Below are 24950 nucleotides of genomic sequence, written 5' to 3'. Positions count from 1 at the left end.
ATAGTTACTGAAGCCTATAAAAACAGATTCTCGTGGAGCCTCGCTGATGAAATCCTATGAAGTCAATTTTGACGGTCTAGTGGGGCCGACCCATAACTACGGCGGCCTGTCCTACGGCAACGTCGCGTCCCAGAGCAACAGCCAGCAGTCTTCGAACCCGAAGGAAGCTGCGCTGCAAGGCCTGGCGAAAATGAAAGCGCTGATGGAAATGGGCTTTCAACAAGGCGTTCTGGCCCCGCAAGAGCGTCCTGATGTCGCCGCCCTGCGTCGCCTGGGCTTCAGCGGCACCGACGCGCAAGTGATCGAGCAAGCGGCGAAAGACGCGATGCCGTTGCTGGTCGCCAGTTGCTCGGCGTCGAGCATGTGGGTGGCCAACGCCGCCACGGTCAGCCCGAGCGCCGACACCGCCGACGGTCGCGTGCATTTCACCGCCGCCAACCTCAACTGCAAATACCACCGCAGCATCGAGCACCCGACCACTAGCCGTGTGCTGGGTGCAATGTTCGCTGATCAGAAGCACTTTGCTCACCACGCGGCGTTGCCGGCCGTAGCGCAATTCGGTGACGAAGGCGCAGCGAACCACACGCGTTTCTGCCGTGAATACGGTGAGGCCGGCGTCGAGTTCTTTGTGTTCGGTCGCAGCGCGTTCGATAACCGCTACCCGGCACCGCAGAAATACCCGGCGCGCCAGACCCTCGAAGCCTCGCAAGCCGTCGCTCGTCTGCACGGTTTGAGTGATGACGGCGTGGTCTACGCCCAGCAGAATCCTGCGGTGATCGATCAGGGCGTGTTCCACAACGACGTGATCGCGGTGGGTAACGGCGAGGTGCTGTTCTATCACGAGGATGCGTTCCTCGACACCGAACAGATGCTGGCCGAGCTGCAAAGCAAACTCGCCAAGGTCGGCGGCAAATTCCAGTCGGTGTGCGTACCCCGTTCGGCGGTTACCGTGGAAGACGCGGTGCGTTCCTACCTGTTCAACAGCCAGTTGCTGTCGCGTCCTGACGGCTCGATGCTGTTGATCGTGCCGGAAGAGTGCCGTGGCAACGAACGCGTCTGGCAGTACCTGCAAAGCCTGACCAGTTCTGGCGGCCTGATCCGCGAAGTCAAAGTCTTCGATCTGAAGCAAAGCATGCAGAACGGCGGTGGCCCGGCGTGCCTGCGTTTGCGCGTGGCGCTGAATGAAACCGAACTGGCGGCCGTCAACCCAGGGGTTATCATGACGGCACCGTTGTACGGCACGCTGACCGAATGGGTCGAAAAGCACTACCGCGACCGCATGGCCGAAACCGACCTTGCGGACCCGCAATTGCTGCTTGAGTGCCGGACGGCACTGGATGAACTGACGCAAATCCTTAAACTGGGCGCGGTTTATCCATTCCAGATCAATTGAACGTCGAGAGCGTAAAACACATGAGCGATACCCTGCAGCTGATCCTTGAAGACACCGACGGCACGCAACTGGAAACTTCCTGCACCCGCGTCGCTGTCATTTGGCAAGGCAAAGAGCTGTGGATTCAGCACGATGGCCGCGGCCAATTGCTGATCGGCGTGGACGTCGAAGAAGGTGACGCTGAATACGCCAACCTGCTGCTGCGCCCATTGGCGACTAATCTGGTAAGTCTGCAACTGGAAATGGAACCGGCTGAAGTCGGCGACGAAGACCACGTGCACGGCCCGGATTGCGCCCACGACCACTAAGGAAACCGCTCTATGCTCGCCCTCGGCAAACTGCTTGAACTGACCCTCGCCGGCCGCGAACCGGCGGAGAAGACTCAACTGACTGTCGAAGGCGTGCGCATGCGCTGGTTGAGCGAAGGTGCGCTGGAAGTCCGGCCACCTGAAGCTCGCGACAATGGCCTGGACCTGCTGCTGTCAGCCGGGATCCATGGCAACGAAACAGCGCCGATCGAGTTGCTCGATCGCCTGTTGCATGACATCGCTCGCGGCGACTTGAAGCCGCGCGCACGTATTCTGTTCCTGTTCGGCAACCCGGAAGCGATTCGCAAGGGCGAGCGCTTTATCGAGCAGGACGTCAATCGGCTGTTCAACGGCCGTCACGAACAAACCAGCGGCTCCGAAGCCCTGCGCGCCTGTGAGCTGGAGCGGCTGGCGGCCAGTTTCTTCAGCCTGCCGGATCGCGATCGTCTGCATTACGACCTGCACACCGCGATTCGAGGCTCGAAGATCGAGCAGTTTGCGTTGTATCCGTGGAAAGAGGATCGCCAGCATTCCCGTCAGGAACTGGCTCGCCTGCGCGCCGCCGGCATGGAAGCGGTACTGTTGCAGAACAAGCCGTCCATCGTTTTCAGTTCCTACACCTACGACAAGCTGGGTGCCGAGTCTTTCACCCTGGAGTTGGGCAAGGCGCGGCCGTTCGGGCAGAACGACGGGGTCAACGTCTCCCTGCTGGAAACCCGCCTTAAACAGATCATCGAAGGCACCGAACCGGAACTGACCGAAGAGGCGCTGAATGGGTTGCAGTTGTTCAGCGTGGCACGGGAAATCATCAAGCACAGCGATAGCTTCCGCTTGAACCTGCCGGCAGACATCGAGAATTTTTCGGAACTGGAAGTGGGTTATCTGCTGGCCGAAGACATCGCCCAGACGCGCTGGATCATCGAAGAAGAGGGCGCGCGGATTATCTTCCCGAACCCCAAGGTCAAGAACGGCCTGCGCGCCGGCATCCTGATCGTGCCGACCACCGACGAAAACCTTGCCTGACCGGTCTCAGACCCAACACAAATCCCCTGTGGGAGCGAGCCTGCTCGCGATAGCGGAGTGTCAGCCGACGGCTATGTTGACTGATACACCGCCATCGCGAGCAGGCCCGCTCCCACATTAGGTTTGGGTGAGGTCATAAAGCCGCACCCAAGCAGCAGGTTCCGGGTTTAGACGGCTACTGCGCGCGGCTCGCTGCGACGCAACGCCCGAATCTTGCTCAGCGTATCCGCACACGTCTTCGCCGCTTCCTGGCCTTTGTGCACGAAATGCTCGAAGAAGAACTTCTGATGCTCTTCGCCGGCATGGAAGTGGTGCGGGGTCAGGGACACCGAGAACACCGGCACTTCGGTTTCCAATTGAACCTGCATCAGGCCGCTGACCACAGACTGGGCGACGAATTCGTGACGGTAGATCCCGCCGTCCACCACCAGGGCGGCCGCGACAATACCGGCATAACGGCCGGTCTTGGCCAGCAACTTGGCGTGCAGGGGCATTTCAAAGGCGCCGCCGACTTCGAAGAAGTCGATGTCGGATTCCTGATAACCCTGAGCAATCATTTCTGCGACGAAGCCCTTACGGCTCTGATCGACGATTTCCTTGTGCCAGCAGGCCTGGATGAACGCAACGCGCTCGCCCTGATGGTGTTTGCTTTTGCTGTCGATTGCGGTGGGTTGCATGTTCTGACTCCTGTTTATGTAAAAAACAGGGCATATGAATCGAATGGGATTTAAGGGTACGCACGCTCGCACGAATGCCTGCGGACAGCCCTTTGGCGCCAATCCCGTTCTCTCTTCATCCGGACTATGACCGTCGGCCCCGGGATCACACCGGGTCTGCTGACCTTGCCGTCAAACACCGCCGAAGCCGTGCCTGTCGCCAAGCGCTCGCGGGCTATGCGCATTGCGCGCAATTACCGCCGGTGGGGAGTTGCACCCCGCCCTGAGAACGTTTTGCCGACAGATTGTCTGGCGGCGCAGCGTTTTTAACACATATTTCTCAGCCGTGCATTGCTGCTATCTGATGATTGCTATCGACTTTTTCGCTCACTTGCTGCGTCTTTTCCTCGTCCAAGGGTTGATTATTCGTCGACATGACCGCAGTAATTCCATTCCGAAAGGGATTTTCCCCTGCTTACCGAGGCCAGATTCATGAGCGTTATCGATCTTCGCAGCGACACCGTCACTCAGCCGACTCCAGGGATGCTCGACGCGATGGCCAACGCGGCCACCGGTGACGACGTCTACGGTGAAGATCCGACGGTCAATCGTCTGGAAGCCGAGTTGGCGAAACGCCTGGGCTTTGCCGCGGCGCTGTTCGTGCCGACCGGCACCATGAGCAACCTGCTGGGCCTGATGGCGCACTGCGAGCGCGGTGATGAATACATCGTTGGCCAACAGGCGCACACGTATAAGTACGAAGGTGGCGGCGCGGCGGTGCTTGGTTCGATCCAGCCGCAACCGCTGGAAGTGCAGGCCGACGGCTCGCTGGACTTGGCTCAGGTGGCAGCGGCGATCAAACCGGACGATTTCCATTTCGCCCGCACCCGCTTGCTGGCGCTGGAAAACACCATGCAGGGCAAGGTGCTGCCGCTGGAATATCTGGCCCGGGCGCGCAGCTTTACTCGCGAACACGGCTTGCAACTGCACCTCGACGGCGCTCGCCTGTACAACGCGGCAGTCAAACTGGGTGTCGATGCCCGGGAGATCACCCAGCATTTCGATTCGGTGTCAGTTTGCCTATCCAAGGGGCTGGGCGCGCCGATCGGTTCGGTGTTGTGCGGCTCGGTCGAGTTGATCGGCAAGGCGCGCCGTCTGCGCAAGATGGTTGGCGGCGGTATGCGTCAGGCCGGGATTCTGGCGGCGGCGGGGCTGTACGCACTGGACAATAACGTCCAGCGTCTGGCCGACGACCATGCCAACGCGCAATTCCTCGCGGACGGACTGCGCAAAGCCGGTTACGAAGTCGAACCGGTGCAAACCAACATGGTTTATGTGCAGATGGGCGACAAGGCCGAGGCGATCAAGGCGTTTGCCGCTGAGCGCGGGATCAAGCTCAGCGCCGCCGGTCGTCTTAGAATGGTCACGCACATGGACGTGAGCCGCGCGCAAATCGAGCAAGTCGTCGCGGCATTCGTCGAGTTTTCGCGCAACTGACAGCGTTAGCCGTCCAATTGACCGTTTCTATCGTATAAACACGCTGTACCCCGCGCGCTGGGCCGATATAATGCGGCCCTTTGCCGTCGCTTCGTCTGTTGACGTTTCGCACAGGCCTTTGGCCGCAGCCTCCGTGGAAGAACCTAATGAAAAGCGCAGAAATCCGTGAAGCCTTCCTTCGCTTCTTCGAAGAGCAAGGCCACACTCGTGTAGCCTCCAGCTCTTTGATTCCGGGCAACGACCCAACCCTGCTGTTCACTAACGCGGGGATGAACCAGTTCAAGGACTGTTTCCTGGGCCAGGAAAAACGTGCGTACACCCGTGCGACCAGCAGCCAGAAATGCGTGCGTGCCGGTGGCAAGAACAGTGACCTGGAAAATGTCGGTTATACCGCTCGTCACCACACCTTCTTCGAAATGCTGGGTAACTTCAGCTTCGGTGACTATTTCAAGCACGACGCAATCACCTACGCCTGGACCTTCCTGACCGGCGTCCTGAAGCTGCCCAAGGAAAAACTCTGGGTAACGGTCTACGCCTCGGATGACGAAGCCTATGACATCTGGACCCAGCAGATCGGTGTGCCGGTCGAGCGCATGATCCGCATCGGCGACAACAAGGGCGCGCCGTACGCCTCCGACAACTTCTGGACCATGGGCGATACCGGCCCGTGCGGTCCTTGCACCGAGATTTTCTACGATCACGGCGCCGACATCTGGGGCGGCCCACCGGGCTCGCCGGAAGAAGACGGCGACCGTTACATCGAGATCTGGAACAACGTGTTCATGCAGTTCAACCGCACCGCCGATGGCGTGTTGCATCCGCTGCCAGCACCGTCGGTCGACACCGGCATGGGCCTGGAGCGGATCAGTGCGGTGATGCAGCACGTTCATTCCAACTATGAAATCGACCTGTTCAAGAACCTGCTGAGCGCATCGGCCAAGGCCATTGGCTGCACCAATGACGATCAGTCTTCGCTGAAGGTCGTGTCCGATCACATCCGTTCGTGCGGTTTCCTGATTGCCGACGGCGTGCTGCCGTCCAACGAAGGTCGCGGCTACGTGCTGCGCCGGATCATTCGTCGTGCGTGCCGTCACGGTAACAAGCTGGGCGCGACCGGCAGCTTCTTCTACAAGATCGTCGCGGCGCTGGTTGCCGAGATGGGCGAAGCCTTCCCGGAACTCAAGCAGCAACAGGCCAACATCGAGCGCGTGCTCAAGGCTGAAGAAGAGCAGTTCTCCAAGACCCTGGAGCACGGCCTGAAAATTCTCGAGCAGGATCTGCTGGAACTCAAAGGCACCGTGGTGCCAGGCGACGTGGTGTTCAAACTCTACGACACCTACGGTTTCCCGATGGACCTGACCGCGGACATCGCTCGCGAGCGCAACCTGACCGTCGACGAAGCCGGCTTCGAACGTGAAATGGAAGCCCAGCGCGTCCGTGCCCGTTCCGCCAGTTCGTTCGGTCTGGACTACAACACGCTGGTCAAGGTTGATGTGGCCACCGAATTCACCGGCTACAAGGCCACCAGTGGTTCGGCGAAAATTGTTGCCATCTATAAAGAAGGCAAGTCCGTCGACGTCTTGAGTGAAGGCGAAGAGGGCGTGATCGTTCTCGATCAGACCCCGTTCTACGCTGAATCCGGCGGTCAGATTGGCGACTGCGGTTACCTGCAATCGAACATCGGCCGTTTCGACGTGCGCGACACCACCAAGACCGGTGGCGCGTTCCTGCACCACGGTGTGCAGGCATTGGGCAGCCTGACTATCGGTTCGCCGGTCGAGACCCACGTCGAAGCCGACGTGCGCCACGCGACTTCGCTGAACCACTCGGCCACTCACTTGCTGCACGCTGCATTGCGTCAGGTGCTGGGCGATCACGTTCAGCAGAAAGGTTCGTTGGTCGACAGTCAGCGCCTGCGCTTTGACTTCAGCCACTTCGAAGCCATCAAGCCTGAGCAATTGAAGGCGCTGGAAGACATCGTCAACGCCGAGATTCGCAAGAACACGGCAGTTGAAACCGAAGAAACCGATATCGAAACCGCCAAGCAAAAAGGCGCCATGGCGCTGTTTGGCGAGAAGTATGGCGACAACGTGCGCGTACTGAGCATGGGCGGCGATTTCTCCGTCGAGCTGTGCGGCGGGATCCACGCCAACCGTACCGGCGACATCGGCCTGCTGAAAATCATCAGCGAAGGCGGTGTGGCTTCCGGTGTGCGTCGTATCGAAGCAGTCACCGGCGCTGCGGCGCTGGCATACTTGAACGCTGCCGAAGAACAACTCAAGGAAGCGGCCAACCTGGTCAAGGGCAGCCGCGACAACCTGATCGACAAGCTGTCGGCTGTGCTGGAGCGCAACCGTCTGCTGGAGAAGCAACTCGAGCAGTTGCAGGCCAAGGCTGCCAGCGCGGCGGGCGACGATCTGTCGGCTTCCGCCCTGGACGTCAAAGGCGTGAAAGTACTGGCCGTGCGTCTGGACGGTCAGGATGGCAAGGCGCTGCTGGCACTGGTCGATCAACTGAAAAACAAACTCGGCCGCGCAGTGATCCTGCTCGGCAGTGTCCATGAGGAAAAGGTCGTTCTGGTTGCAGGCGTAACCAAAGACCTGACTGGCCAACTCAAAGCCGGTGATTTGATGAAGCAAGCCGCTGCGGCAGTGGGCGGGAAGGGCGGTGGTCGTCCAGACATGGCGCAGGGCGGTGGTACTGACGCTGGCGCACTGGATGCGGCATTGGCCCTGACTGTTCCATTTGTAGAGCAGGGTTTATAAGGCAGTGTCTGCGGCCCACAGTCTAGTGGTGGGCCGGAACGCTGTTTGAGTGATTATTTGGGCGCCCTTCATGGGCAGAGGCGGCTTTGAAATGGCTTTGATCGTACAGAAATTTGGAGGCACCTCGGTCGGCACTGTCGAGAGAATCGAGCAGGTCGCCGACAAGGTTAAGAAATTCCGCGATGCCGGCGATGACCTGGTGGTTGTGCTGTCTGCAATGAGCGGCGAAACCAACCGTCTGATCGATCTGGCCAAGCAAATCAGTGGCGACGGCCAGCCGGTTCCGCGTGAGCTGGACGTGATCGTCTCCACCGGTGAGCAGGTGACGATTGCCCTGTTGGCCATGGCGCTGATCAAGCGCGGCGTGCCAGCGGTGTCCTACACCGGCAACCAGGTACGGATTCTGACGGATAGCGCGCACAATAAAGCGCGTATCTTGCAGATTGATGACCAGAAGATTCGCGGTGATCTGAAAGCAGGTCGTGTGGTGGTTGTCGCCGGTTTCCAGGGCGTCGACGAGCACGGCAACATCACCACCCTCGGTCGTGGCGGTTCCGACACCACCGGCGTGGCGCTGGCGGCAGCCTTGAAGGCTGACGAATGCCAGATCTACACCGACGTCGACGGCGTCTACACCACCGACCCGCGTGTGGTGTCCGTGGCCCAGCGCCTGGACAAGATTACCTTCGAAGAGATGCTGGAAATGGCCAGCCTCGGTTCCAAGGTGTTGCAGATCCGTGCGGTGGAATTCGCCGGCAAGTACAACGTTCCGCTGCGCGTACTGCACAGCTTCAAGGAGGGTCCGGGCACCCTCATTACTATTGATGAAGAGGAAACCATGGAACAGCCGATCATTTCCGGCATCGCTTTCAACCGCGATGAAGCCAAGCTGACCATCCGTGGCGTGCCAGACACCCCGGGCGTTGCATTCAAGATTCTCGGCCCGATCAGCGCCGCGAACATCGAAGTCGACATGATCGTGCAGAACGTTGCGCACGATAACACCACCGACTTCACCTTCACCGTACACCGCAACGACTTCCAGGCCGCGCAAACCGTGCTGGAAAACACCGCTCGCGAGATCGGTGCCCGTGAAGTCGTTGGCGACATCAAGATCGCCAAGGTCTCGATCGTCGGTGTCGGCATGCGCTCCCACGCAGGTGTGGCCAGCCGCATGTTCGAATCCCTGGCGAAAGAAAGCATCAACATCCAGATGATCTCGACCTCGGAAATCAAGGTTTCCGTGGTGATCGAAGAGAAGTACCTGGAACTTGCTGTGCGCGCCCTGCACACGGCTTTCGAACTGGACGCGCCGGCCCGAACGGGCGAGTGATGCGTTTGCCGAAGGGCGCGGTCTGACCGCGCCCTTTTGTTTTTTTGAATGGTGTGGCCCGAAGCTGTTCTTTTGCCCGCGCTAGTCAATACTCAGGCATGTAGGGCTGCGATCTTTCAGGTTGTAGGTCGAGTGCCTTTTTTTTGCAGACTGTTGTCCCTGAAATGAAATGCGTGAGGAGAAAGGTATGCTGATTCTGACTCGTCGGTGCGCAGAAAGCCTGATTATTGGTGATGGAGAAATCACCGTGACCGTGCTCGGCGTTAAAGGAAATCAAGTGCGTATCGGTGTCAACGCCCCGAAAGAGGTTGCGGTCCACCGTGAGGAAATTTACCTGCGTATAAAGAAAGAGAAGGACGAAGAACCAAGCCATTAATTTTTATCGTTTTTTATGTTTGCAAACGGGGAAGAAGCTGGTTAATATACGCCCCGTGTTGCGGAGAGCTGGCCGAGTGGCCGAAGGCGCTCCCCTGCTAAGGGAGTACACCTCAAAAGGGTGTCGGGGGTTCGAATCCCCCGTTCTCCGCCATTATTTGCGTAGTACGTTGTAATCTGGCTTCTTCGGTAAGTTGTTGAAATTACTAGAAAAAAGCGCTTTACAAAAAGATTTGACGGCCTATAATGCGCGGCAACAAATGCACTCGTAGCTCAGCTGGATAGAGTACTCGGCTACGAACCGAGCGGTCACAGGTTCGAATCCTGTCGAGTGCACCATTTAAGAGTTGTTTGCAGTGATGTGAGCTACTCTGTTTCAACCAGTTGTGATCTGGTCTAAAAACACAAATTGCACTCGTAGCTCAGCTGGATAGAGTACTCGGCTACGAACCGAGCGGTCACAGGTTCGAATCCTGTCGAGTGCACCAAACAACAAAAAGCCCGCGTTTAACGCGGGCTTTTTGCCGTCTGGGATTTGGCTTTTCCTCTGGTACATCCTCTCTCATCGAATTCGACGTGTGCGCTACGACCTCGCTTGGTGTCGTATCGGTAACTCGTGGCTGAATTGCGAATACTGATCTTGTCTGGCTTGCCGAGGGCGCTTTCGACGTCTTGCCGGGTCATGCCGGCGACAATTCGTTGATTGATGATTGCTTCCCTGCGTTCCCTGGCATCGATCTGGTTTCCACAGTTGTCCTCTGCCTGGCCGACGACTGTCGGCTCCCTCCTTTTGATATTCATACGTGATGTTTCACGAAAGTCCGCTTCCGGCATAAGCGACACCGTGTTGCCGGGGGTAAACGTGCGCACTTCCTGGAGCGAAAGGCTTTCTCCGGCCGTACAACTCAGCGTGGTGAAGGTGATGCGGCCGTTTGCTGCCTCGCAGCGGTGAACGGTTGAGGCAAGTGCCACGGGCGGCAGGCAGAGCAGGGTGATCAGCAGAAAATAATAGGCATTCAATGGCATCAAACGTCCTCCATGACGGTCTGACTCAAGGGTAGCCGCTACATTTTTCAGCGCTGGTGTGTTTTCTTTTCAGAATGAGTCGTCGCATTTTCACGGATCAGGACGGTGCTCAGGTTTGTCTCGCAAGCGCTTGTTTCAGCCGCGATTTTTTAACATTTAAAACCGTTGGGCGGTGTATCATTGCGCCCGTCAGCCCCGCCGGGGCTTGTGGAATACCTCCATGGACTTACCCAGTAGTAATTCAGTAAACCGCTTTTCCAATCATGAATTGACTGATTGATCCTTCCGGCGTGCCCCGCTGCTGGGAGTGGAGTTCGCCTATGTCCGAAGTTGAAGTAAAGAAAACGCAAGAAAGCCTGCAGGACCGCCTCGCTCAAGTGATTGAGCTGCTGCAGCGTCAGCGGGTGGTCGAAGACCTGACTCATCGCCAGGAAGGTCCGCATCACGACCGGGTTGAAAACCTGGTTCACCGGCAAAACCTCGTCGAGTTGCAACGCAAGCTCGATGACCTGCACTCCGCCGACGTTGCCTACATCCTTGAAGCCTTGCCGCTGGACGATCGTCTGACGCTCTGGCAATTGGTCAAGGCTGACCGCGACGGCGACATCCTGCTCGAAGTGTCCGACTCGGTACGTGAAACCCTGATCGCCGACATGGACGATCACGAGCTCCTGGCGGCGGCCAAGGACATGGATGCCGACGAACTGGCTGACCTGGCCTCCGAGCTGCCGCGAGACGTCGTCCACGAGCTGATGGAAACCCTCGACGGTCAACAGCGTGAGCGCGTTCGCTCCGCGTTGTCCTATGACGAGGAGCAGGTCGGTGCGTTGATGGACTTCGAGATGGTGACGATCCGTGAGGATGTCAGTCTCGAAGTGGTCTTGCGTTACCTGCGTCGGCTCAAGGAGCTGCCGGGCCACACCGACAAACTGTTTGTGGTCGATTACGACGGCGTGCTCAAGGGCGTGCTGCCGATCAAGCGTTTGCTGGTCAACGACCCGGAAAAACAGGTTTCGGAAGTCATGGCCAGCGACCCGGTGAGTTTTCACCCGGACGAAGACGCCTACGATGCCGCACAAGCGTTCGAACGTTACGACTTGATCTCGGCCCCGGTGGTCGACAAGAACGGCAAGCTGATCGGCCGTCTGACCATCGATGAAATGGTCGACCTGATTCGTGAAGAGAGCGAAAACGAAGTTCTCAACATGGCGGGTCTGCGTGAAGAGGAAGATATTTTCGCGTCAGTCTGGAAATCCCTGCGCAACCGCTGGGCCTGGCTGGCAATCAACCTGATCACCGCCTTCATTGCCTCTCGCGTGATCGGGTTGTTCGAAGGTTCGATCGAGAAACTGGTGGCGCTCGCGGCATTGATGCCGATCGTAGCGGGCATCGGTGGCAACTCGGGTAATCAGACCATCACCATGATCGTTCGCGCGATGGCGCTGGACCAGGTGAGTACCGGCAATACCTCGCGCCTGATGCGCAAGGAGCTGGCCGTCGGTTTGATCAACGGTTTGGTGTGGGGTGGGGTGATTGGTGTGGTGGCCTACCTGCTTTACGGCAGTTGGTCCCTCGGCGTGGTGATGACCGCCGCCATGACGCTTAACCTGTTGCTCGCGGCGTTGATGGGGGTGTTGATCCCCATGACCCTGGCGAAGATGGGTCGCGATCCGGCGATGGGCGCCAGCGTGATGATTACGGCCATGACCGACAGCGGTGGTTTCTTCATCTTCCTCGGGCTGGCGACCATCTTCCTGCTCTGATTACCATCTGCCTGCAACTCGCGAATCAGCTCGTAGGAGCCAGGCTTGCCGGCGAAGGCGATCTCAGGGCCGCCTTCGCCGGCAAGCCTGGCTCCTACAAGAGCAATTAACCCGCCAATCGGCGGGTTTTTTTGTGGCTGAATTTCAGGCAAAAAAAAGCCAGCGATTAAGCTGGCTTGAGCGTTCGGATGAATTAGGAGGCGTCTGCGGCCATTTCGGCGTCATGGGCGATCAGCGAAACGAGTGCGTTCTGCTGACGGTGGGAGAGTTGGCGGAAGCGCTGCAGCAGTTCGCGTTCGTGCAGTGACAGCTCCGGGCTGTCCAGTCGCATGCTCAACTCTTCACCCAGTGCGCCTTCCTGAATGAGACTCTGCTCAAGGCGCGCAATGATTTCGGAGTTCATGCTGCGATGATGATTGCGAGCCACCTCGGCAATGCGTTCACGCATTCCGTCTGGCAGACGTACGACGAACTTGTCAGCCGTACGGCTGGAATAAATTGCCTGTTTCAATGGGCGCATATATTTAACCGGTTAGTTCAGGGGAGCGGTTCTCGGGATTGGCCGCGCGATGTCTGATAGGACAAGGACTCTGGCCAAATGTTCAACCTGAATTGATAGAGGCTCGCATCATGCCTCAAAGAAGCCAGATCATTGGCGTCAATTCTGTGACAAATATTGAACTGGATAAAGGCGTTATGCCAGCACCAATTATCAGAAATGCGGACTGGTTTGAAAAGACTACCCACATCCGTATCGCTGGCCGCGTCCTATTGCACGACAGCAGATGTCCTGGGACGCCTGAAGGTGCATGCTGTGCGGATTTCGATCACGATTCCTTACTTCGTACAGAATAGTGGCAATTGGCCGATTTACTAGTGGCAACCACGACATGGGGGGCTAATTCAGGATGGATGGCAGACTGATTTACCTGATGGGGCCTTCCGGATCCGGCAAGGACAGTCTCATCGAGGCTGCTCGTGAACCTTTGCAGGCGATCAACTGCGAAGTGGTGCGTCGGGTCATTACGCGTTCAGCCGAATCCTTGGGCGAGGATGCCATCGGTGTTTCCCGTGAAGAGTTCGCACGCCGCAAAGAAGAGGGCGACTTTGCGCTGTGCTGGCATGCCAATGGCCTGGATTACGGTATTCCCATCGTGATCGATCAATGGCTCAAGGAGGGCAGGGATGTCCTGATCAACGGCTCCCGCGGGCACTTGGCCCAGGCGCTACGCCGTTATCCGGCGCTGGTGCCGATTCTGTTAACGGTCAAGGAGGATGTGCTGCGAGAGCGCTTGCTGCGGCGGGGGCGTGAAAGTCTGGCGGAGATTGAGGCGAGATTGCGCAGAAATGAACTGTTCACGGCGGACGCCTCAGTCGGTGAGACGCTTATCCACCGACTCGACAATTCAGGCGAACTTTCGGACACAGTGGCTGGCCTGTTGAAGCTGCTACAAGTCAGCGCAACACCGGATCAAACTTGATCTTGCGGCCAGCGACCAGCGCCAGTACGAACAACGCACTGAAAACGCCGCAGGCAATCAACGGCAGGGTGACGATTGCGTCTTCTACCAGTGATAAATGAAGAATGCCGCTGAGCAGGGCGAGGACGAAAAATCCTGCGGCTGATTTGGACATGCTGTGCTCCTGATGGGTTGTTCAAAATGCCAGGCGTTCTGAAGGCTGCGCTGGCAGCAGGACATTTTCCTGACTCACTTCTTGACCGACAAAACCCTGCTGATTACCCAACACCGCCAATTGAGGTGCCTTCTGTACCTGGAGGTAATGAGGCATTCGTTGGGCAACCGGCTCGGCACCGCTCTGCGGGGCAAAATGAAAACCCAAAAAAACCGCCAGAGCGATCGCGTTCGAGAGTAAAAGGGCGCGGTTCATGAGGGCTGACCTCCGTTGTTCTTTGGGAACAGTTGAAGCAGCCGACGTGCCAAGAGTCTAACGGCTATTAAATCCTTTAAAAACAAACAATTAAGATAATCGCGCAAGGTCGTCTCATTGCAATTTGCAATGATGGCTTTTTGAGGCGATGCAATTTGCACGGTTAACAAATCCCGTGCTGTCGAGGGGCATCTGCCTACACTTAAAAAGCCTACGGACGACATGACAAAACCAGACCCGCCCGTTAACATGCACGCCGTCCATCGCATCGCATTTCTCGCGTGCGACTTGTGTCTCAGTAGCTCAATTGGATAGAGCATCCCCCTCCTAAGGGGAAGGTTGGCAGTTCGAACCTGCCCTGGGACACCATCAATTTCCAGCCCTGTGGCTGTCAAAAAAGCCCCGCCAGGATCTCGTATCCGGCGGGGCTTTTTCGTGTGCGATCACCTGACGACCAACATTTGATAGACGCTCATTGCTGTGCCTTACTCCAAAGACCACTCAAGGAGCGAAATCGATGCGACGCAGGGGCGCCCAATTCTGGTTGTGGACCAACACGCGATTGCCTCTGCACACCCACGAAGAAGTGCTGGGCAGTGGCGTGCAAATCGAGGTGCATGCGCGGATCAGTGTTGAAGGGGTTACCCAGATTTTTGTAGGTGTCTACGGCGCTGATGGCTGGCCGATTCGCGAGGAGCATCATGACCTCAAGGATGGTGAGCATTACTGCGCCGCATTGAAGTGGGGTACCCAGCGGGCGAGGGAGATTGTGGCGGACACTCAGGAGTTCGTCGCGCCGCACCGGGTGCAACTGACGTTGAGTCCGGTGATTACCGATGAGTCGGTCGTCGCGTTGCGCCGGATGGAGATGACCGAGCGTGAACGCTTGAAGCTCAGGTCTGCTGATGCCTGGTCAGAGTACCTGGACGCCAAGGAGGCCATGCTCGTCTTGATGCGTTCCACCAAGGTTGACCCTATGGTCTGGGCCGATCACAAGGAGCGGCTCAGGCAGGCGATCGATCGGCGCGCCTGCGTGCAGCGCGACTATCTGAACTGAGCGCGCTTCAGCGCTGGTTGCGCAGCGTCTCGATTGTCTGGATCAGATCATCGTAGGACACCGGTTTGCCAACATGCTGGTCAAAGCCCGACTGTCGTGATTTCTGAATGTCGCTGTGAGCCCCGTAGCCGGTCAGGGCGATGGCCGGCACATCCTTCGCGAGAGGCAACTCACGCAGTGCGCTCATCAACTCGTGGCCGTTCATGACCGGCATGCCGAGGTCGGAAATGATCAGGTCGAATCGAGTGTTTTTTGCTGCGTCCAGCGCCGCCACCGGGCGGTCAAAGGCAATCACTTGCGCATCTTCCATCTCCAGCAGCATTTTCAGGGTTTCCAGCACGTCCGCGGAATCGTCCACCAACAGAATCGTCAGTCCGCTCAGTCTGCCGCAGGCCTCTTCGGTCTGGGCAGCGGCTTGCGCTTCGCCGGCGGTTTTGGCCAATGGCAGGTAGACGGTGAACGTGCAGCCTGTGCCTACGCCGGCAGAACTCACCTCGACTGCACCGCGTTGCGCCTCGGTCAACTGACGGACCAGTGACAAACCAATCCCGAGCCCTTCGCGGTTATGGGTGGCATGTTGTTTTTCAGCCTGGCCGAACAGGTCGAACACGTGATCGAGGTTTTCCGGGGCAATGCCGACGCCATTGTCCTTGATGTCGAGCCGCGCCATGTCCCCAGCCTGGCTGGCGATCAATTGCACACGCCCCTTGGCCGGGGTGAATTTCAGTGCGTTGTTCACCAGGTTCCAGATGATTTGTTCCAGCCGTGTCGGGTCGGCCTGGACCATCAACGCATCGGACGGCACGAGCAGTTCGACGGTGACGTCATGCTGGTCATTGAGCACGACAGTGTGGACATCGCGCAGCACACTGGCGAGGTCGACGGCGACCGTTTGCAGCTTGAGCTTGCCGGTGCGGACCCGGGCCACATCCAGCAGATCGTCGATTATCCGTGCCTGGCTGGTGACCGCGTCGCAGATGGTATTTACCGCCCTGGCCGCTGGCGCCAGCGATTTGGTCACCGGCAAGCGCCGCAGCAATTCTGCGTTGAGCTGGATCAGGTTCAGCGGATGCTTGAGCTCGTGGGACATGACCGCAAAGAACTCGTCCTTGAGGTTGTTGGTGTTACGAGTCTCGGCCAGCTCCTGACTCTGTTCTTCGTGCTGGCGTTTATGGCCGGTCAGGTCGCGGGCAATTTTCACGTAGCCCTGCAGGTTATCGCCGCTGAGCAGAGTCACTTCGCCGCTGCAAAAGAAGCGGCTGCCATCCTTGCGCAAATGCCAGCGTTCATCGTCGCTGCGGCCGTGGTTGCGCACCGTCAGCAGCTCGTTTTCCGGCACGCCCGCCGCGCGGTCCTGCGCAGAGAAAATGAAGTCATAGTAGGCACCCTCGGCCTCAGCCTTGCTGTAGCCGAAAATCAACTCCGCGCCTTTGTTCCAAGTGGTGATCACCCCTTGTTCATCGAGCGTGATGATCGCGTAGTCGCGGGTGCTTTCAGCGACCAGGCGCATGCGCTCCTCGCCCAGGCGCAGCTCTTCTTCGGCCGCCCGACGCTTGGTGATGTCGATGAAGGTCAACACGGTGCCGTCGATGTGGTCTTCGCTGGAGCGGTAGGGCAGCAGGCGGGCGATGTACCAGCGATTGTCGGTGCTGCTGACTTCACGCTCGATCATGTTCAGCGATTCGAACACCAGCGCGGCGTCACCGGCCAGGTTGTCGTAATGCAGGCGATGGGTGATGTCTAGCAGGGAGCGCCCGGTGTCCACCGGCAGCATGCTGAAAATGTCGGTGGCACGCGGGGTGAACCACTTGATGCGCATGCAGCGGTCGACAAACACCGTGGCGATGTCGGTGGAGGCGATCAGGTTGGTCAGGTAGTCGTTGATCTTGTCGGTTTCTTCGACCTTGGTTTTCAGTTCGAAATTGACTGTCAGCAACTCTTCGTTGATGGATTGCAGCTCTTCTTTACTGGTCTCCAGCTCTTCGGTGGCCGAGCGCAGTTCTTCGTTGATCGCCTGCATTTCTTCGTTGGAGGCCTTGAGCTCTTCGCTGGAGACTTCCGATTGTTCGATGGTGTCCTGCAAATGCAGCTTGGTGCGTTGCAGTTCGCGTTCGAGGTTGGACAGCACCTGGTTTTCGTTCTGCAGCACGGTGGTCGCCGCCAGTTCTGAAGGATCGACTTCGACCTCCTCGAAAATCACCAGCACGTACTCGCTGTCCGAGCCTTCATCCTTGTAGGGATGAGCGACCAGGTCGATCAGATAACGCCGCTCATCACGCTTGATCGACACCTCGCGGGATTTGACCGACAGACTGCTCTGCTGAACCTGGAACAACGTGGTGCGCAGTTCCAGGCGCAGCTCTGGAAGGATCAACGTCAGTAAATTGCGCGACATCTCACCACCGACGTGCCGCAGGAAACGCCCGGCACTTTCACTCATGTGCAGAATGTCGGCGTTGGCGTCGATGATCACGCTGGGTGGCGCAGACTGTTCGAGGGCGCGTTGATGGATGTCGGCGAAAGAGGTTTTGCGCTGTGCACCGCTGTGCGTCGGTTGCTGGGAAATGTTGGTCCGCACGTAGCCTCCACGCGGCATGGTCGGCGTACGACGGCTGTTGGCCGTACCGGTTTTGGCGCGGAAGATCCGGTTGCGTTTGTCCACCGGGGCGAACAGTTCGTGGCACGCGTCCGCGCTCTCGGAGGAACCGAGAAAAAGGAACCCGCCGGGGCGCAGGGCAAAGTGGAACATTTGCAGGATTTCGCGCTGCACTTCGCGATCGAGATAGATCAGCAGGTTGCGGCACACGATCAGGTCGATCTGCGAGAACGGCGGATCGGACAGCAGGCTGTGTTTGGCGAACAGGACTTTTTCGCGGATTTCCTTGCGAATCCGGTAATGGTCATCTTCCTTGAGGAAGTAATGCCGCAGTCGCGTGGGCGGCACGTCGGTGACGATGGCTTGCGGGTACAGTCCGGCCCGGCCGACGCTGATGGCGCGCTCGTCAATGTCAGTGGCAAACAGTTGCAGCGATGCCTTGCTGGCGTCCAGTTGCAGTTGATCGCTGAGCAACATGGCCAGGCTGTAGGCTTCTTCGCCGGTGGAACAACCCGCGGACCAGACGCGAATTTCTTCTTTCTCGGGTTGCGCCGACACGGCGGCACTGACCAATTGCGGCACGACATCGCGCTCCAGCGCTTCGAAGGCCTCGCGATCGCGGAAGAAGTTGGTCACGCCGATCAGCATGTCGCCGAGCAGGGCCTTGGTTTCTTCGGGATTGTTTTGCAGGTAATGGAAATAGGACGCCAGATCCGGTTGAGACGTGACCTGCATTCGCCGTTCGATCCGGCGCAACACGGTGGCGCGTTTGTAGTGTTTGAAATCATGGCCGGTGCCGGTACGCAACTGGATCAGAATGTCGTGCAGCATTTGCTCCGCGACCAGCGCTTCGCGTTCGGAGATGGCAACAATGGTCTGCGGTTCGGGGTCGTTGGCAATGGGCAAGCTGATTTCCTGAGAGTTACGCCACAGCTCCAGCAGTTTTTGCGGCATTTCAACGACCGGCAGAACCAGATCAACCATGCGGGTATCGATGGCGGCGCGGGGCATGCCGTCGAACTCGGCGTCTTCCGGTGCCTGCGCCAGCGTGACGCCGCCCTGTTCCTTGATCCGAGAAAGACCGACGGCACCGTCGGAACCGGTGCCCGACAGCACCAGGCAGAACGCTCGTTCCCGATGGACATCGGCCAGGTCGCGGAAGAACAGATCGATCGAGGCGTGCCGGGATTCCCGTGTATCGCTGGTACTGACCTCAAGAAAACCATCGTTCATCGACAGGCGTTGTGCCGGTGAAATGACGTACACATGGTTTTTCTCGATGGACACCCTTTCAGTGACTTGCAGAACCGGCATCGCGGTCGATTCCTGGACGATCCTGTCGGCAATGCTCTGGTGATCGGGGGAGAGGTGAAGAATGATCACGAACGCCATGCCGTTGTCCTGCGGCATGTTTTCGAAGAACAGCTTGATGGCCTGCAATCCGCCTGCTGACGCGCCTATACCCACCACCGGAAAGTCCAGGGTGCTGGGAGACAGTGCCTTTCGCTCATTGGGTTTCGCTGAGCGATTGGGAGTGCTGGTCATAACTTTTGCCTGTGCCGACGACGGGAGCGTCCGGGTCTGAAAGAGGGGTAGCAGACGCGTTGCAATAAATCAGGATAATCCCGTTTTTCAATAACGCCTTCAAATATTTAGCCCGCATTCGCGGCCCTTTTAAATTTGGACTTCAGCCGCGCAAATGCATTCCAATTCTTCAAGTGAATGGCCCTGCTGGCCGATAACCCGGACAGTCATGATCTTCTTCTTAAAATTGCCTGGAAATCTTCGATGCTGTCGTATCACCAAAAGCGTTTTTTGATCGTCGATGATTTCTCGGATTTCCGCAGTTCCGTCAGGTCCATGCTGCGTGAGCTGGGCGTCAAGGACGTGGACACCGCCGACACCGGCGAGCAGGCGCTGCGCATGTGTTCGCAGAAGTCCTACGATTTCATCCTCCAGGATTTCCACCTCGGCGATGGCAAGAAGAACGGTCAGCAGGTTCTCGAAGACCTGATGGTCGAGAAGCTGATCAGCCACGAATCCGTGTTTGTCATGGTCACCGCCGAGACCAGCCAGGCGATGGTGCTCAGCGCGCTGGAACACGAGCCCGATGCTTACCTGACCAAACCCTTCAACCGTTCCGGCCTGGCCCAGCGCCTGGAGCGTCTGGAGCAGCGCAAGACCTTGCTCAAGCCGATCCTGCAGGCGCTCGATCGTGGTAAACCGGTTGAAGTGCTCAATGCCTGCATCGCCTTGTGCAAGCAGGACATCCGCTACTCGCCGCTGTGTTTGCGCTACCGCGCCGATGCCTTGCGCGACTTGAACCAGAACGAAGCGCTGGAGCGACTCTACGACAGCATCATTGCCGACCGGCCTTTGCCATGGGCGTTTGCCGGGCTGGGCCAGTTGCTGTTCAAGCGGGGTCAGGTCAGCCAGGCCAAGGGCGTCTACGAAAAAGCGTTGAAAGTGTTCCCGATGATGCCGGCGCTTTATGACGGCATGGCCGATGTGCTGGTCGCCGAGGGCGACACCAAGGCTGCGCAACAGGTGTTGGAGGAGGCGATTCGTTTGTCGCCGCTGGCCGTACGCCGGCAAGCGCTGCTGGGTAAGCTGGCGATGACCAACGAAGATTTCGAGACCGCGTCCAAAGCTTACCGTCAGGCCGTCAGCCAAGGTGCCCAGTCACGTTTCAAGGACGCCGAAAGCAACCTCGGCCTCGCCCATGCGTTGATCAGCAAGGGCAGCGAAAAGGGCCTGGACACCCGGACCCGGCTGGAAATCAACACCACGCTGAGTGCCGTGGCCAAGGAAAACCCTTCCGACCCGGGCCTGCAGATTCGTGCGCGGCTGATGAAGGCCACCAGCCTGTTGCTCAACGACGCCGAAACCGCGGAAAAGCTCACCGAGCAGGCGATGTTGCGCCTCGATGGCATGGAGCAATTCATGAGTGCCGAAGCCGCGCTGCTGGTGGCCAAGCAACTGCAAATGCTTGGGCAGGCTGACGCTGGTAAGTCGATGCTGAAAAACTGCGCAGAAATCTACGGCGACGATCCGACAGTGATGCAGGGCATCGCCAAGCTGACCGACGACCCGAGCATCCTCAACTCCGGCAACGATGCGGCGGAACTCAACCGTCAAGGCGTGCGGGTGTACAAGACCGGCAACCTGGTGGAGGCGCGGGCGGTGTTCCGCAAAGCCCTGGCGTTGCAACCGAAGAACATCAGTATTGCGTTGAACATGGCGCAATCGCTGCTGCATGGCACCGACACCAGCGTGCCATCGGCGGAGCTTGAAGAATGTCGCGCCTGCCTGAAAACGGTCGGCCTGATGCCCGACACCGATGCGCGATATGCGCGTTATCAGAAACTGAAAATCAAGGCGTTCAGCGGATGAACCAAGACAACCCGGCACTGGATTTCTCCACGGTGATTGCTTCCACCGTGCACGACATGAAGAACTCTCTGGCGATGCTGATGCAGGCACACAGCCAATGGCTGGCGCGCTTGCCCGATCCGGCGCGGCACACCCCGGAGCAGGGCGTGATCGAGTTCGAGTTCGCCCACCTCAACGGCATGCTGGTGCAGTTGCTGGGACTGTACAAACTCGGCGTCAACCAGATGCCGTTGCAGCCGGCTTACCACGAACTGGATGACTTCATCGAAGCGCAACTGGCCTGCCATCAGGACGTGTTCGCCAGTCGCGGCATCATGGCGACCTATGAAGTGGACCCGCTGAGCCCGCTGGGTTTTTTCGATCGCGAGCTGATTGCGTCGGTGCTGGCCAACAGCATCAACAACGCCATCCGTTACGCCCGTCATGCATTGTTGATCACGGTGAGCGACGAGGCCGGGCAATTGGTGTTGACCATCAACGACGATGGCGAGGGTTACCCGGCCGAGATGATCGAGCGCCAGGCCGATTACGTGCAGGGCATCAACCACAGCAGCGGCAGCACCGGCCTGGGCCTGTATTTCGCCGGACGGATTGCCGCGTTGCATCAGCGCAACGGCATCGGTGGGCGCACAGAAATCAACAACGGCGGCCCGTTGGGCGGTGGAGTGTTCAGCCTCTATCTCCCCTGAATACCCGCAATCCCTTGTAGGAGCCGGCTTGCTGGCGATGGCGTCCGTTCAGACGATAAACATATTGACTGACCCACCGCTATCGCCAGCAAGCCGGCTCCTACAAGGATTGCGGCGATGTTGAATCATTTGTACGTCGCTGCTTGATATTCCGAACACGCGGAGCCTATTTTGTACGGTCGCCGTTCGCGGCTTGCACAACTACAAAGGATTGCGTCATGACAACCGGTGGCCAGCGCTCACTCGCGCAGCGATTGACGGGCATTGATGAGATTGAATGTGTTACGCCGGATTTGAACGGCGTGCCCCGTGGCAAGGTCATGACGGCCGAAGGCTTTCTTGAGGGGCGGCGTTTGCAGATGGCGCGGGGTGTGCTGCTGCAATGCATCATGGGCGGATATCCGCCAGCGCGTTTTTACGGCAGCGATGACGGCGACCTGGCGCTGGTGCCCGACCCTGCGCAGATCCACCGCTTGCCCTGGAGCAAGCAGCCGCGTGCCTTGGCCATTTGCGATGCGGACGAGCTGACCGGCGAAAGCTCCTCTCTGTCGACTCGTGGTCAACTCAAGGCAGTTATCGCCCGTTACGCGGCCCTTGGGCTGGCGCCGGTGGTGGCCACCGAGCTTGAGTTTTTCGTCTTCGCGCCCAACACCGACCCGACGCAACCGTTCCAGGCGCCGGTGGGCCTGGACGGTCGGCGCGAGGACGGTCATTCGGCGTTCAGTGTCAGTTCCAATAACGGCTTGCGGCCGTTTTTCAGTGAAGTCTATGAGTGCATGGCGGCCCTCGGTTTGCCGCGCGATACGTTCATGCACGAGATGGGCGTGAGTCAGTTCGAGATCAACCTGCTGCACGGCGATCCCTTGTTGCTGGCCGACCAGACATTGCTGTTCAAGCATCTGCTTAAAGAAGTCGCGCTCAAGCATGGGCTGACGGTGGTCTGCATGGCCAAGCCACTGGCGCATACGCCGGGCAGCTCGATGCATATTCACCAGAGCATCGTCGAGATCGCTACCGGGCGTAACGTCTTCAGCGACGAGGCCGGTGAGCCGACGGCGACCTTCCGTCACTTCATCGGTGGCCAGCAGGCCGGCATGGCGGATTTCACGGCATTATTTGCACCGAACGTTAACTCCTATCAGCGCTTGTGCCATCCGTTCGCATCACCGAATAATGCCTGCTGGTCCCACGACAATCGGGCGGCCGGTTTGCGCATCCCGGCCAGCTCGCCGGTGGCGCGTCGGGTGGAAAATCGCCTGCCGGGGGCTGATGCCAACCCGTATCTGGCGATTGCAGCGAGCCTGGCGGCAGGGTTGTATGGCATTGAAAACAGGTTGGAGCCGAGTGAAGCGATCCAGGGCGAATTCGAGGTGCCGGATAATCTTTCGTTGCCGTGTACCTTGCATGCCGCGCTCGAGCGTCTGAAACGTAGCCAATTGGCGAAGGAACTGTTCGGCAAGGAGTTCATCGAAGGCTACGTCGCTTCGAAGACCATGGAGTTGACCAGCTTCTTTGATGAAATTACGCCCTGGGAGCGCCGTGTTTTAGCCGCCCAGGCCTGACGAACCTTCGTCTTCGGGCTATCTTTCGGATAGCCCGTTTCTTACCGCAAGGAGCCGCTCGGAACGCCGATGCGCCAAATCTGGAAACCCTTTCGAGCGCTGTATTTCGCCTCGCTGATGATGTTGATCGGCTCCGGCTTGCTGAGTACTTACCTGGGCTTGCGCCTGGCGGCCGACCATGTCGACAGCCTGTGGGTCGGTGCGTTGATGGCGGCCAACTATTTCGGCCTCGTGCTGGGGGGCAAGATCGGTCACCGGTTGATTGCCCGGGTCGGGCATATCCGGGCTTATTCGGCCTGCGCCGGGATCGTCGGCGCGGCGGTGCTGGGCCATGGTCTGGTGGACTGGCTGCCGGCATGGATATTCCTGCGGGTCATCGTCGGTCTGGGCATGATGTGCCAGTACATGGTCATCGAAAGCTGGCTCAATGAGCAGGCCGAAGCCTCGCAGCGGGGCACGGTGTTCAGCGGTTACATGATAGCTTCTTATCTTGGCCTGGTGCTGGGGCAACTGATTCTGGTCATGCACCCGGCGCTCGGTCTTGAGCTGTTGATGCTGGTCGCCCTGTGCTTCGCCCTGTGCCTGGTGCCGGTGGCCCTGACGCGGCGGATTCACCCGGCGGCGCTGCATCCGGCACCGATGGAGCCGCGGTTCTTTATCAAGCGCGTGCCGCAGTCGTTGAGTACGGTGCTGGGGGCGGGGCTGATCATTGGTTCGTTCTACGGTCTGGCGCCGCTGTATGCCTCGCAGCAAGGGTTGTCCACGGAGCAGGTCGGTCTGTTCATGGGTAGCTGCATTTTTGCCGGCCTGCTGGTGCAGTGGCCGTTGGGCTGGTTGTCCGACCGTTATGACCGGGCGCTGTTGATCCGCTGTTTTGCGCTGGTACTGGCCCTCGCCGCGTTGCCGCTGGCGGTCATGAAGCAGGTGCCGCTGGAGGTGTTGTTCATCACCGGTTTTATCTGCTCGCTGGTGAAATTTTGCCTGTACCCGTTGGCGGTCGCGTTTTCCAATGACCATGTCGAGGCTGATCGGCGGGTGTCTCTGACGGCGATGTTGCTGGTGACCTATGGTGTCGGCGCGAGTATCGGGCCGTTGGTCGCCGGGGTTCTGATGAAGATGTTTGGCAGTCAGATGCTCTATGCCTTCTTCAGTTTCTTTGCGTTGGTGCTGGTGTGGCGGATCCGTCCGAAAGCGGTGACCAACCTGCATCAGGTGGACGATGCGCCGCTGCATCACGTCGCCATGCCGGACAGCATGTCGAGTTCGCCGCTGGTGGCTTGCCTTGATCCACGGGTTGATGAGCAAGTGGTGCAGGACCAGATGCAGACCCCGGTCAATCCTGATCCGATTCCTGAGCAGGAGCCGGAGACACCAACCACTCCACCTCCGGAAGACCCTGACACGGGCCGCGAGCAAAGCTTCACCGAGGCCAGGCCTTAAACCTGGACATAAAAAAAACGGGCAGTCACCGCAAGGGACTGCCCGTTTTTTATTGACTGTCCCGTCCTGAATAAGGTTTACACCTTCTGATCTGTTTTTCAGGAGGACGTAATGGAATCAGTAAAAAGGCGTAGTCAGCGAGACTACACGCTGACCTTTAAATTGTCGGTCGTCGATCAAGTCG

20 protein-coding genes, 4 tRNA genes and 1 riboswitch are annotated in these 24950 nt (G+C 58.5%); of the genes, 18 read left to right on the top strand and 6 right to left on the bottom strand.

All coding sequences use genetic code 11. The features are described 5' to 3' along the window. Positions 1-46: 46 nt before the first annotated feature. From astB to astE, 3 genes are read left to right on the top strand one after another with little or no spacing between them, the layout of a single operon-like run. Positions 47-1393, top strand: a complete 1347-nt coding sequence (gene astB, locus IB254_RS08610; RefSeq protein WP_008033110.1) for an N-succinylarginine dihydrolase — start codon at positions 47-49, stop codon at positions 1391-1393. A gap of 20 nt (positions 1394-1413) precedes the next feature. Beyond that, entirely contained in the window at positions 1414-1701 is a 288-nt protein-coding gene (locus IB254_RS08605) for a hypothetical protein (RefSeq protein WP_008033108.1), read from the top strand. Positions 1702-1713: 12 nt separating this feature from the next. Continuing rightward, entirely contained in the window at positions 1714-2724 is a 1011-nt protein-coding gene (astE, locus tag IB254_RS08600) for a succinylglutamate desuccinylase (protein WP_008033106.1), read from the top strand. A gap of 167 nt (positions 2725-2891) precedes the next feature. Here astE and IB254_RS08595 read toward each other — a convergent pair whose 3' ends face one another. Next, positions 2892-3401 (bottom strand): 6,7-dimethyl-8-ribityllumazine synthase, encoded by a 510-nt coding sequence (locus tag IB254_RS08595; protein WP_192417022.1) that lies wholly within the window; start codon positions 3399-3401, stop codon positions 2892-2894. 102 nt (positions 3402-3503) lie between these two features. Further along, a riboswitch (FMN riboswitch) is annotated at positions 3504-3675 on the bottom strand. A gap of 197 nt (positions 3676-3872) precedes the next feature. On the opposite strand from IB254_RS08595, the gene ltaE reads away from it, so the two are divergent. The 7 genes from ltaE to IB254_RS08560 all read left to right on the top strand — a co-directional run bounded on the left by ltaE (position 3873) and on the right by IB254_RS08560 (position 9838). Then, positions 3873-4877 (top strand): low-specificity L-threonine aldolase, encoded by a 1005-nt coding sequence (ltaE, locus tag IB254_RS08590; protein ID WP_192417021.1) that lies wholly within the window; start codon positions 3873-3875, stop codon positions 4875-4877. A 146-nt stretch (positions 4878-5023) separates the two neighbouring features. Further along, complete coding sequence (gene alaS / locus IB254_RS08585) at positions 5024-7642, top strand: alanine--tRNA ligase (protein WP_192417020.1); 2619 nt, start codon at positions 5024-5026, stop codon at positions 7640-7642. Between the two features lie 91 nt (positions 7643-7733). Continuing rightward, the gene (locus tag IB254_RS08580) at positions 7734-8975 is read left to right on the top strand and encodes an aspartate kinase (RefSeq protein WP_008033100.1); all 1242 of its coding nucleotides are present in this window, start codon (positions 7734-7736) and stop codon (positions 8973-8975) included. A gap of 187 nt (positions 8976-9162) precedes the next feature. Continuing rightward, positions 9163-9351: a carbon storage regulator CsrA gene (gene csrA / locus IB254_RS08575; protein WP_002554426.1), complete on the top strand. Its 189-nt coding sequence runs from the start codon at positions 9163-9165 to the stop codon at positions 9349-9351. 62 nt (positions 9352-9413) lie between these two features. Continuing rightward, positions 9414-9504 (top strand) — tRNA-Ser (locus IB254_RS08570). A gap of 108 nt (positions 9505-9612) precedes the next feature. Then, positions 9613-9689 (top strand) — tRNA-Arg (locus IB254_RS08565). A 72-nt stretch (positions 9690-9761) separates the two neighbouring features. After that, a tRNA-Arg gene (locus tag IB254_RS08560) sits at positions 9762-9838 on the top strand. Positions 9839-9857: 19 nt separating this feature from the next. Here the strand turns inward: IB254_RS08560 and IB254_RS08555 are convergent. Next, positions 9858-10376, bottom strand: a complete 519-nt coding sequence (locus IB254_RS08555; RefSeq protein ID WP_192417019.1) for a cell envelope protein SmpA — start codon at positions 10374-10376, stop codon at positions 9858-9860. 320 nt (positions 10377-10696) lie between these two features. Between IB254_RS08555 and mgtE the strand changes: the two genes are divergently transcribed. Next, positions 10697-12139 carry a magnesium transporter gene (gene mgtE, locus IB254_RS08550; protein ID WP_192417018.1) on the top strand — a complete coding sequence of 481 codons (1443 nt, stop codon included), beginning with the start codon at positions 10697-10699 and terminating at the stop codon, positions 12137-12139. A gap of 193 nt (positions 12140-12332) precedes the next feature. Here mgtE and IB254_RS08545 read toward each other — a convergent pair whose 3' ends face one another. Beyond that, positions 12333-12659, bottom strand: a complete 327-nt coding sequence (locus tag IB254_RS08545; RefSeq protein ID WP_003178899.1) for an Arc family DNA-binding protein — start codon at positions 12657-12659, stop codon at positions 12333-12335. A gap of 388 nt (positions 12660-13047) precedes the next feature. On the opposite strand from IB254_RS08545, the gene phnN reads away from it, so the two are divergent. After that, a complete protein-coding gene (gene phnN / locus IB254_RS08540) occupies positions 13048-13620 on the top strand; it encodes a phosphonate metabolism protein/1,5-bisphosphokinase (PRPP-forming) PhnN (RefSeq protein WP_192417017.1) in 573 nt (190 codons plus the stop codon). Here the strand turns inward: phnN and IB254_RS08535 are convergent. Then, on the bottom strand, positions 13595-13774 hold the full coding sequence (locus IB254_RS08535) for a PA3371 family protein (RefSeq protein WP_008033091.1): 180 nt from the start codon (positions 13772-13774) through the stop codon (positions 13595-13597). The genes phnN and IB254_RS08535 overlap by 26 nt on opposite strands. A 21-nt stretch (positions 13775-13795) precedes the next feature. Continuing rightward, complete coding sequence (locus tag IB254_RS08530; RefSeq protein WP_192417016.1) at positions 13796-14029, bottom strand: hypothetical protein; 234 nt, start codon at positions 14027-14029, stop codon at positions 13796-13798. Between the two features lie 292 nt (positions 14030-14321). Here IB254_RS08530 and IB254_RS08525 point away from each other — a divergent pair. Further along, a tRNA-Arg gene (locus IB254_RS08525) sits at positions 14322-14398 on the top strand. A gap of 148 nt (positions 14399-14546) precedes the next feature. Then, entirely contained in the window at positions 14547-15086 is a 540-nt protein-coding gene (locus IB254_RS08520; RefSeq protein WP_192417015.1) for a hypothetical protein, read from the top strand. A 7-nt stretch (positions 15087-15093) separates the two neighbouring features. Here the strand turns inward: IB254_RS08520 and IB254_RS08515 are convergent, their stop codons facing one another. After that, positions 15094-19227 (bottom strand): CheR family methyltransferase, encoded by a 4134-nt coding sequence (locus tag IB254_RS08515; RefSeq protein ID WP_192417014.1) that lies wholly within the window; start codon positions 19225-19227, stop codon positions 15094-15096. A gap of 243 nt (positions 19228-19470) precedes the next feature. On the opposite strand from IB254_RS08515, the gene IB254_RS08510 reads away from it, so the two are divergent. The 4 genes from IB254_RS08510 (at position 19471) to IB254_RS08495 (ending at position 24766) form a co-directional block, all read left to right on the top strand. Next, positions 19471-21075, top strand: a complete 1605-nt coding sequence (locus IB254_RS08510; RefSeq protein ID WP_192417013.1) for a tetratricopeptide repeat-containing response regulator — start codon at positions 19471-19473, stop codon at positions 21073-21075. Further along, positions 21072-21764: a sensor histidine kinase gene (locus IB254_RS08505; protein ID WP_192417012.1), complete on the top strand. Its 693-nt coding sequence runs from the start codon at positions 21072-21074 to the stop codon at positions 21762-21764. The genes IB254_RS08510 and IB254_RS08505 overlap by 4 nt, the downstream gene beginning before the upstream one ends. Positions 21765-22084: 320 nt before the next feature. Beyond that, positions 22085-23326, top strand: coding sequence for a glutamine synthetase family protein (locus IB254_RS08500; protein WP_192417161.1), 1242 nt, complete (start codon positions 22085-22087; stop codon positions 23324-23326). Positions 23327-23395: 69 nt separating this feature from the next. Then, positions 23396-24766, top strand: coding sequence for an MFS transporter (locus IB254_RS08495; RefSeq protein WP_192417011.1), 1371 nt, complete (start codon positions 23396-23398; stop codon positions 24764-24766). Positions 24767-24950 lie beyond the last annotated feature (184 nt).

This window comes from Pseudomonas sp. PDM03 (assembly GCF_014852385.1).
Lineage (GTDB): Bacteria > Pseudomonadota > Gammaproteobacteria > Pseudomonadales > Pseudomonadaceae > Aquipseudomonas > Aquipseudomonas migulae.
This window is presented reverse-complemented; position numbering and strand designations above follow the sequence as displayed.

Coding starts and splice junctions, on each gene's coding strand:
- astB (WP_008033110.1), top strand. CDS start 47: ATGAAATCCTATGAAGTCAATTTTGACGGTCTAGTGGGGCCGACCCAT.
- IB254_RS08605 (WP_008033108.1), top strand. CDS start 1,414: ATGAGCGATACCCTGCAGCTGATCCTTGAAGACACCGACGGCACGCAA.
- astE (WP_008033106.1), top strand. CDS start 1,714: ATGCTCGCCCTCGGCAAACTGCTTGAACTGACCCTCGCCGGCCGCGAA.
- IB254_RS08595 (WP_192417022.1), bottom strand. CDS start 3,401: ATGCAACCCACCGCAATCGACAGCAAAAGCAAACACCATCAGGGCGAG.
- ltaE (WP_192417021.1), top strand. CDS start 3,873: ATGAGCGTTATCGATCTTCGCAGCGACACCGTCACTCAGCCGACTCCA.
- alaS (WP_192417020.1), top strand. CDS start 5,024: ATGAAAAGCGCAGAAATCCGTGAAGCCTTCCTTCGCTTCTTCGAAGAG.
- IB254_RS08580 (WP_008033100.1), top strand. CDS start 7,734: ATGGCTTTGATCGTACAGAAATTTGGAGGCACCTCGGTCGGCACTGTC.
- csrA (WP_002554426.1), top strand. CDS start 9,163: ATGCTGATTCTGACTCGTCGGTGCGCAGAAAGCCTGATTATTGGTGAT.
- IB254_RS08555 (WP_192417019.1), bottom strand. CDS start 10,376: ATGCCATTGAATGCCTATTATTTTCTGCTGATCACCCTGCTCTGCCTG.
- mgtE (WP_192417018.1), top strand. CDS start 10,697: ATGTCCGAAGTTGAAGTAAAGAAAACGCAAGAAAGCCTGCAGGACCGC.
- IB254_RS08545 (WP_003178899.1), bottom strand. CDS start 12,659: ATGCGCCCATTGAAACAGGCAATTTATTCCAGCCGTACGGCTGACAAG.
- phnN (WP_192417017.1), top strand. CDS start 13,048: ATGGATGGCAGACTGATTTACCTGATGGGGCCTTCCGGATCCGGCAAG.
- IB254_RS08535 (WP_008033091.1), bottom strand. CDS start 13,774: ATGTCCAAATCAGCCGCAGGATTTTTCGTCCTCGCCCTGCTCAGCGGC.
- IB254_RS08530 (WP_192417016.1), bottom strand. CDS start 14,029: ATGAACCGCGCCCTTTTACTCTCGAACGCGATCGCTCTGGCGGTTTTT.
- IB254_RS08520 (WP_192417015.1), top strand. CDS start 14,547: ATGCGACGCAGGGGCGCCCAATTCTGGTTGTGGACCAACACGCGATTG.
- IB254_RS08515 (WP_192417014.1), bottom strand. CDS start 19,227: ATGACCAGCACTCCCAATCGCTCAGCGAAACCCAATGAGCGAAAGGCA.
- IB254_RS08510 (WP_192417013.1), top strand. CDS start 19,471: ATGCTGTCGTATCACCAAAAGCGTTTTTTGATCGTCGATGATTTCTCG.
- IB254_RS08505 (WP_192417012.1), top strand. CDS start 21,072: ATGAACCAAGACAACCCGGCACTGGATTTCTCCACGGTGATTGCTTCC.
- IB254_RS08500 (WP_192417161.1), top strand. CDS start 22,085: ATGACGGCCGAAGGCTTTCTTGAGGGGCGGCGTTTGCAGATGGCGCGG.
- IB254_RS08495 (WP_192417011.1), top strand. CDS start 23,396: ATGCGCCAAATCTGGAAACCCTTTCGAGCGCTGTATTTCGCCTCGCTG.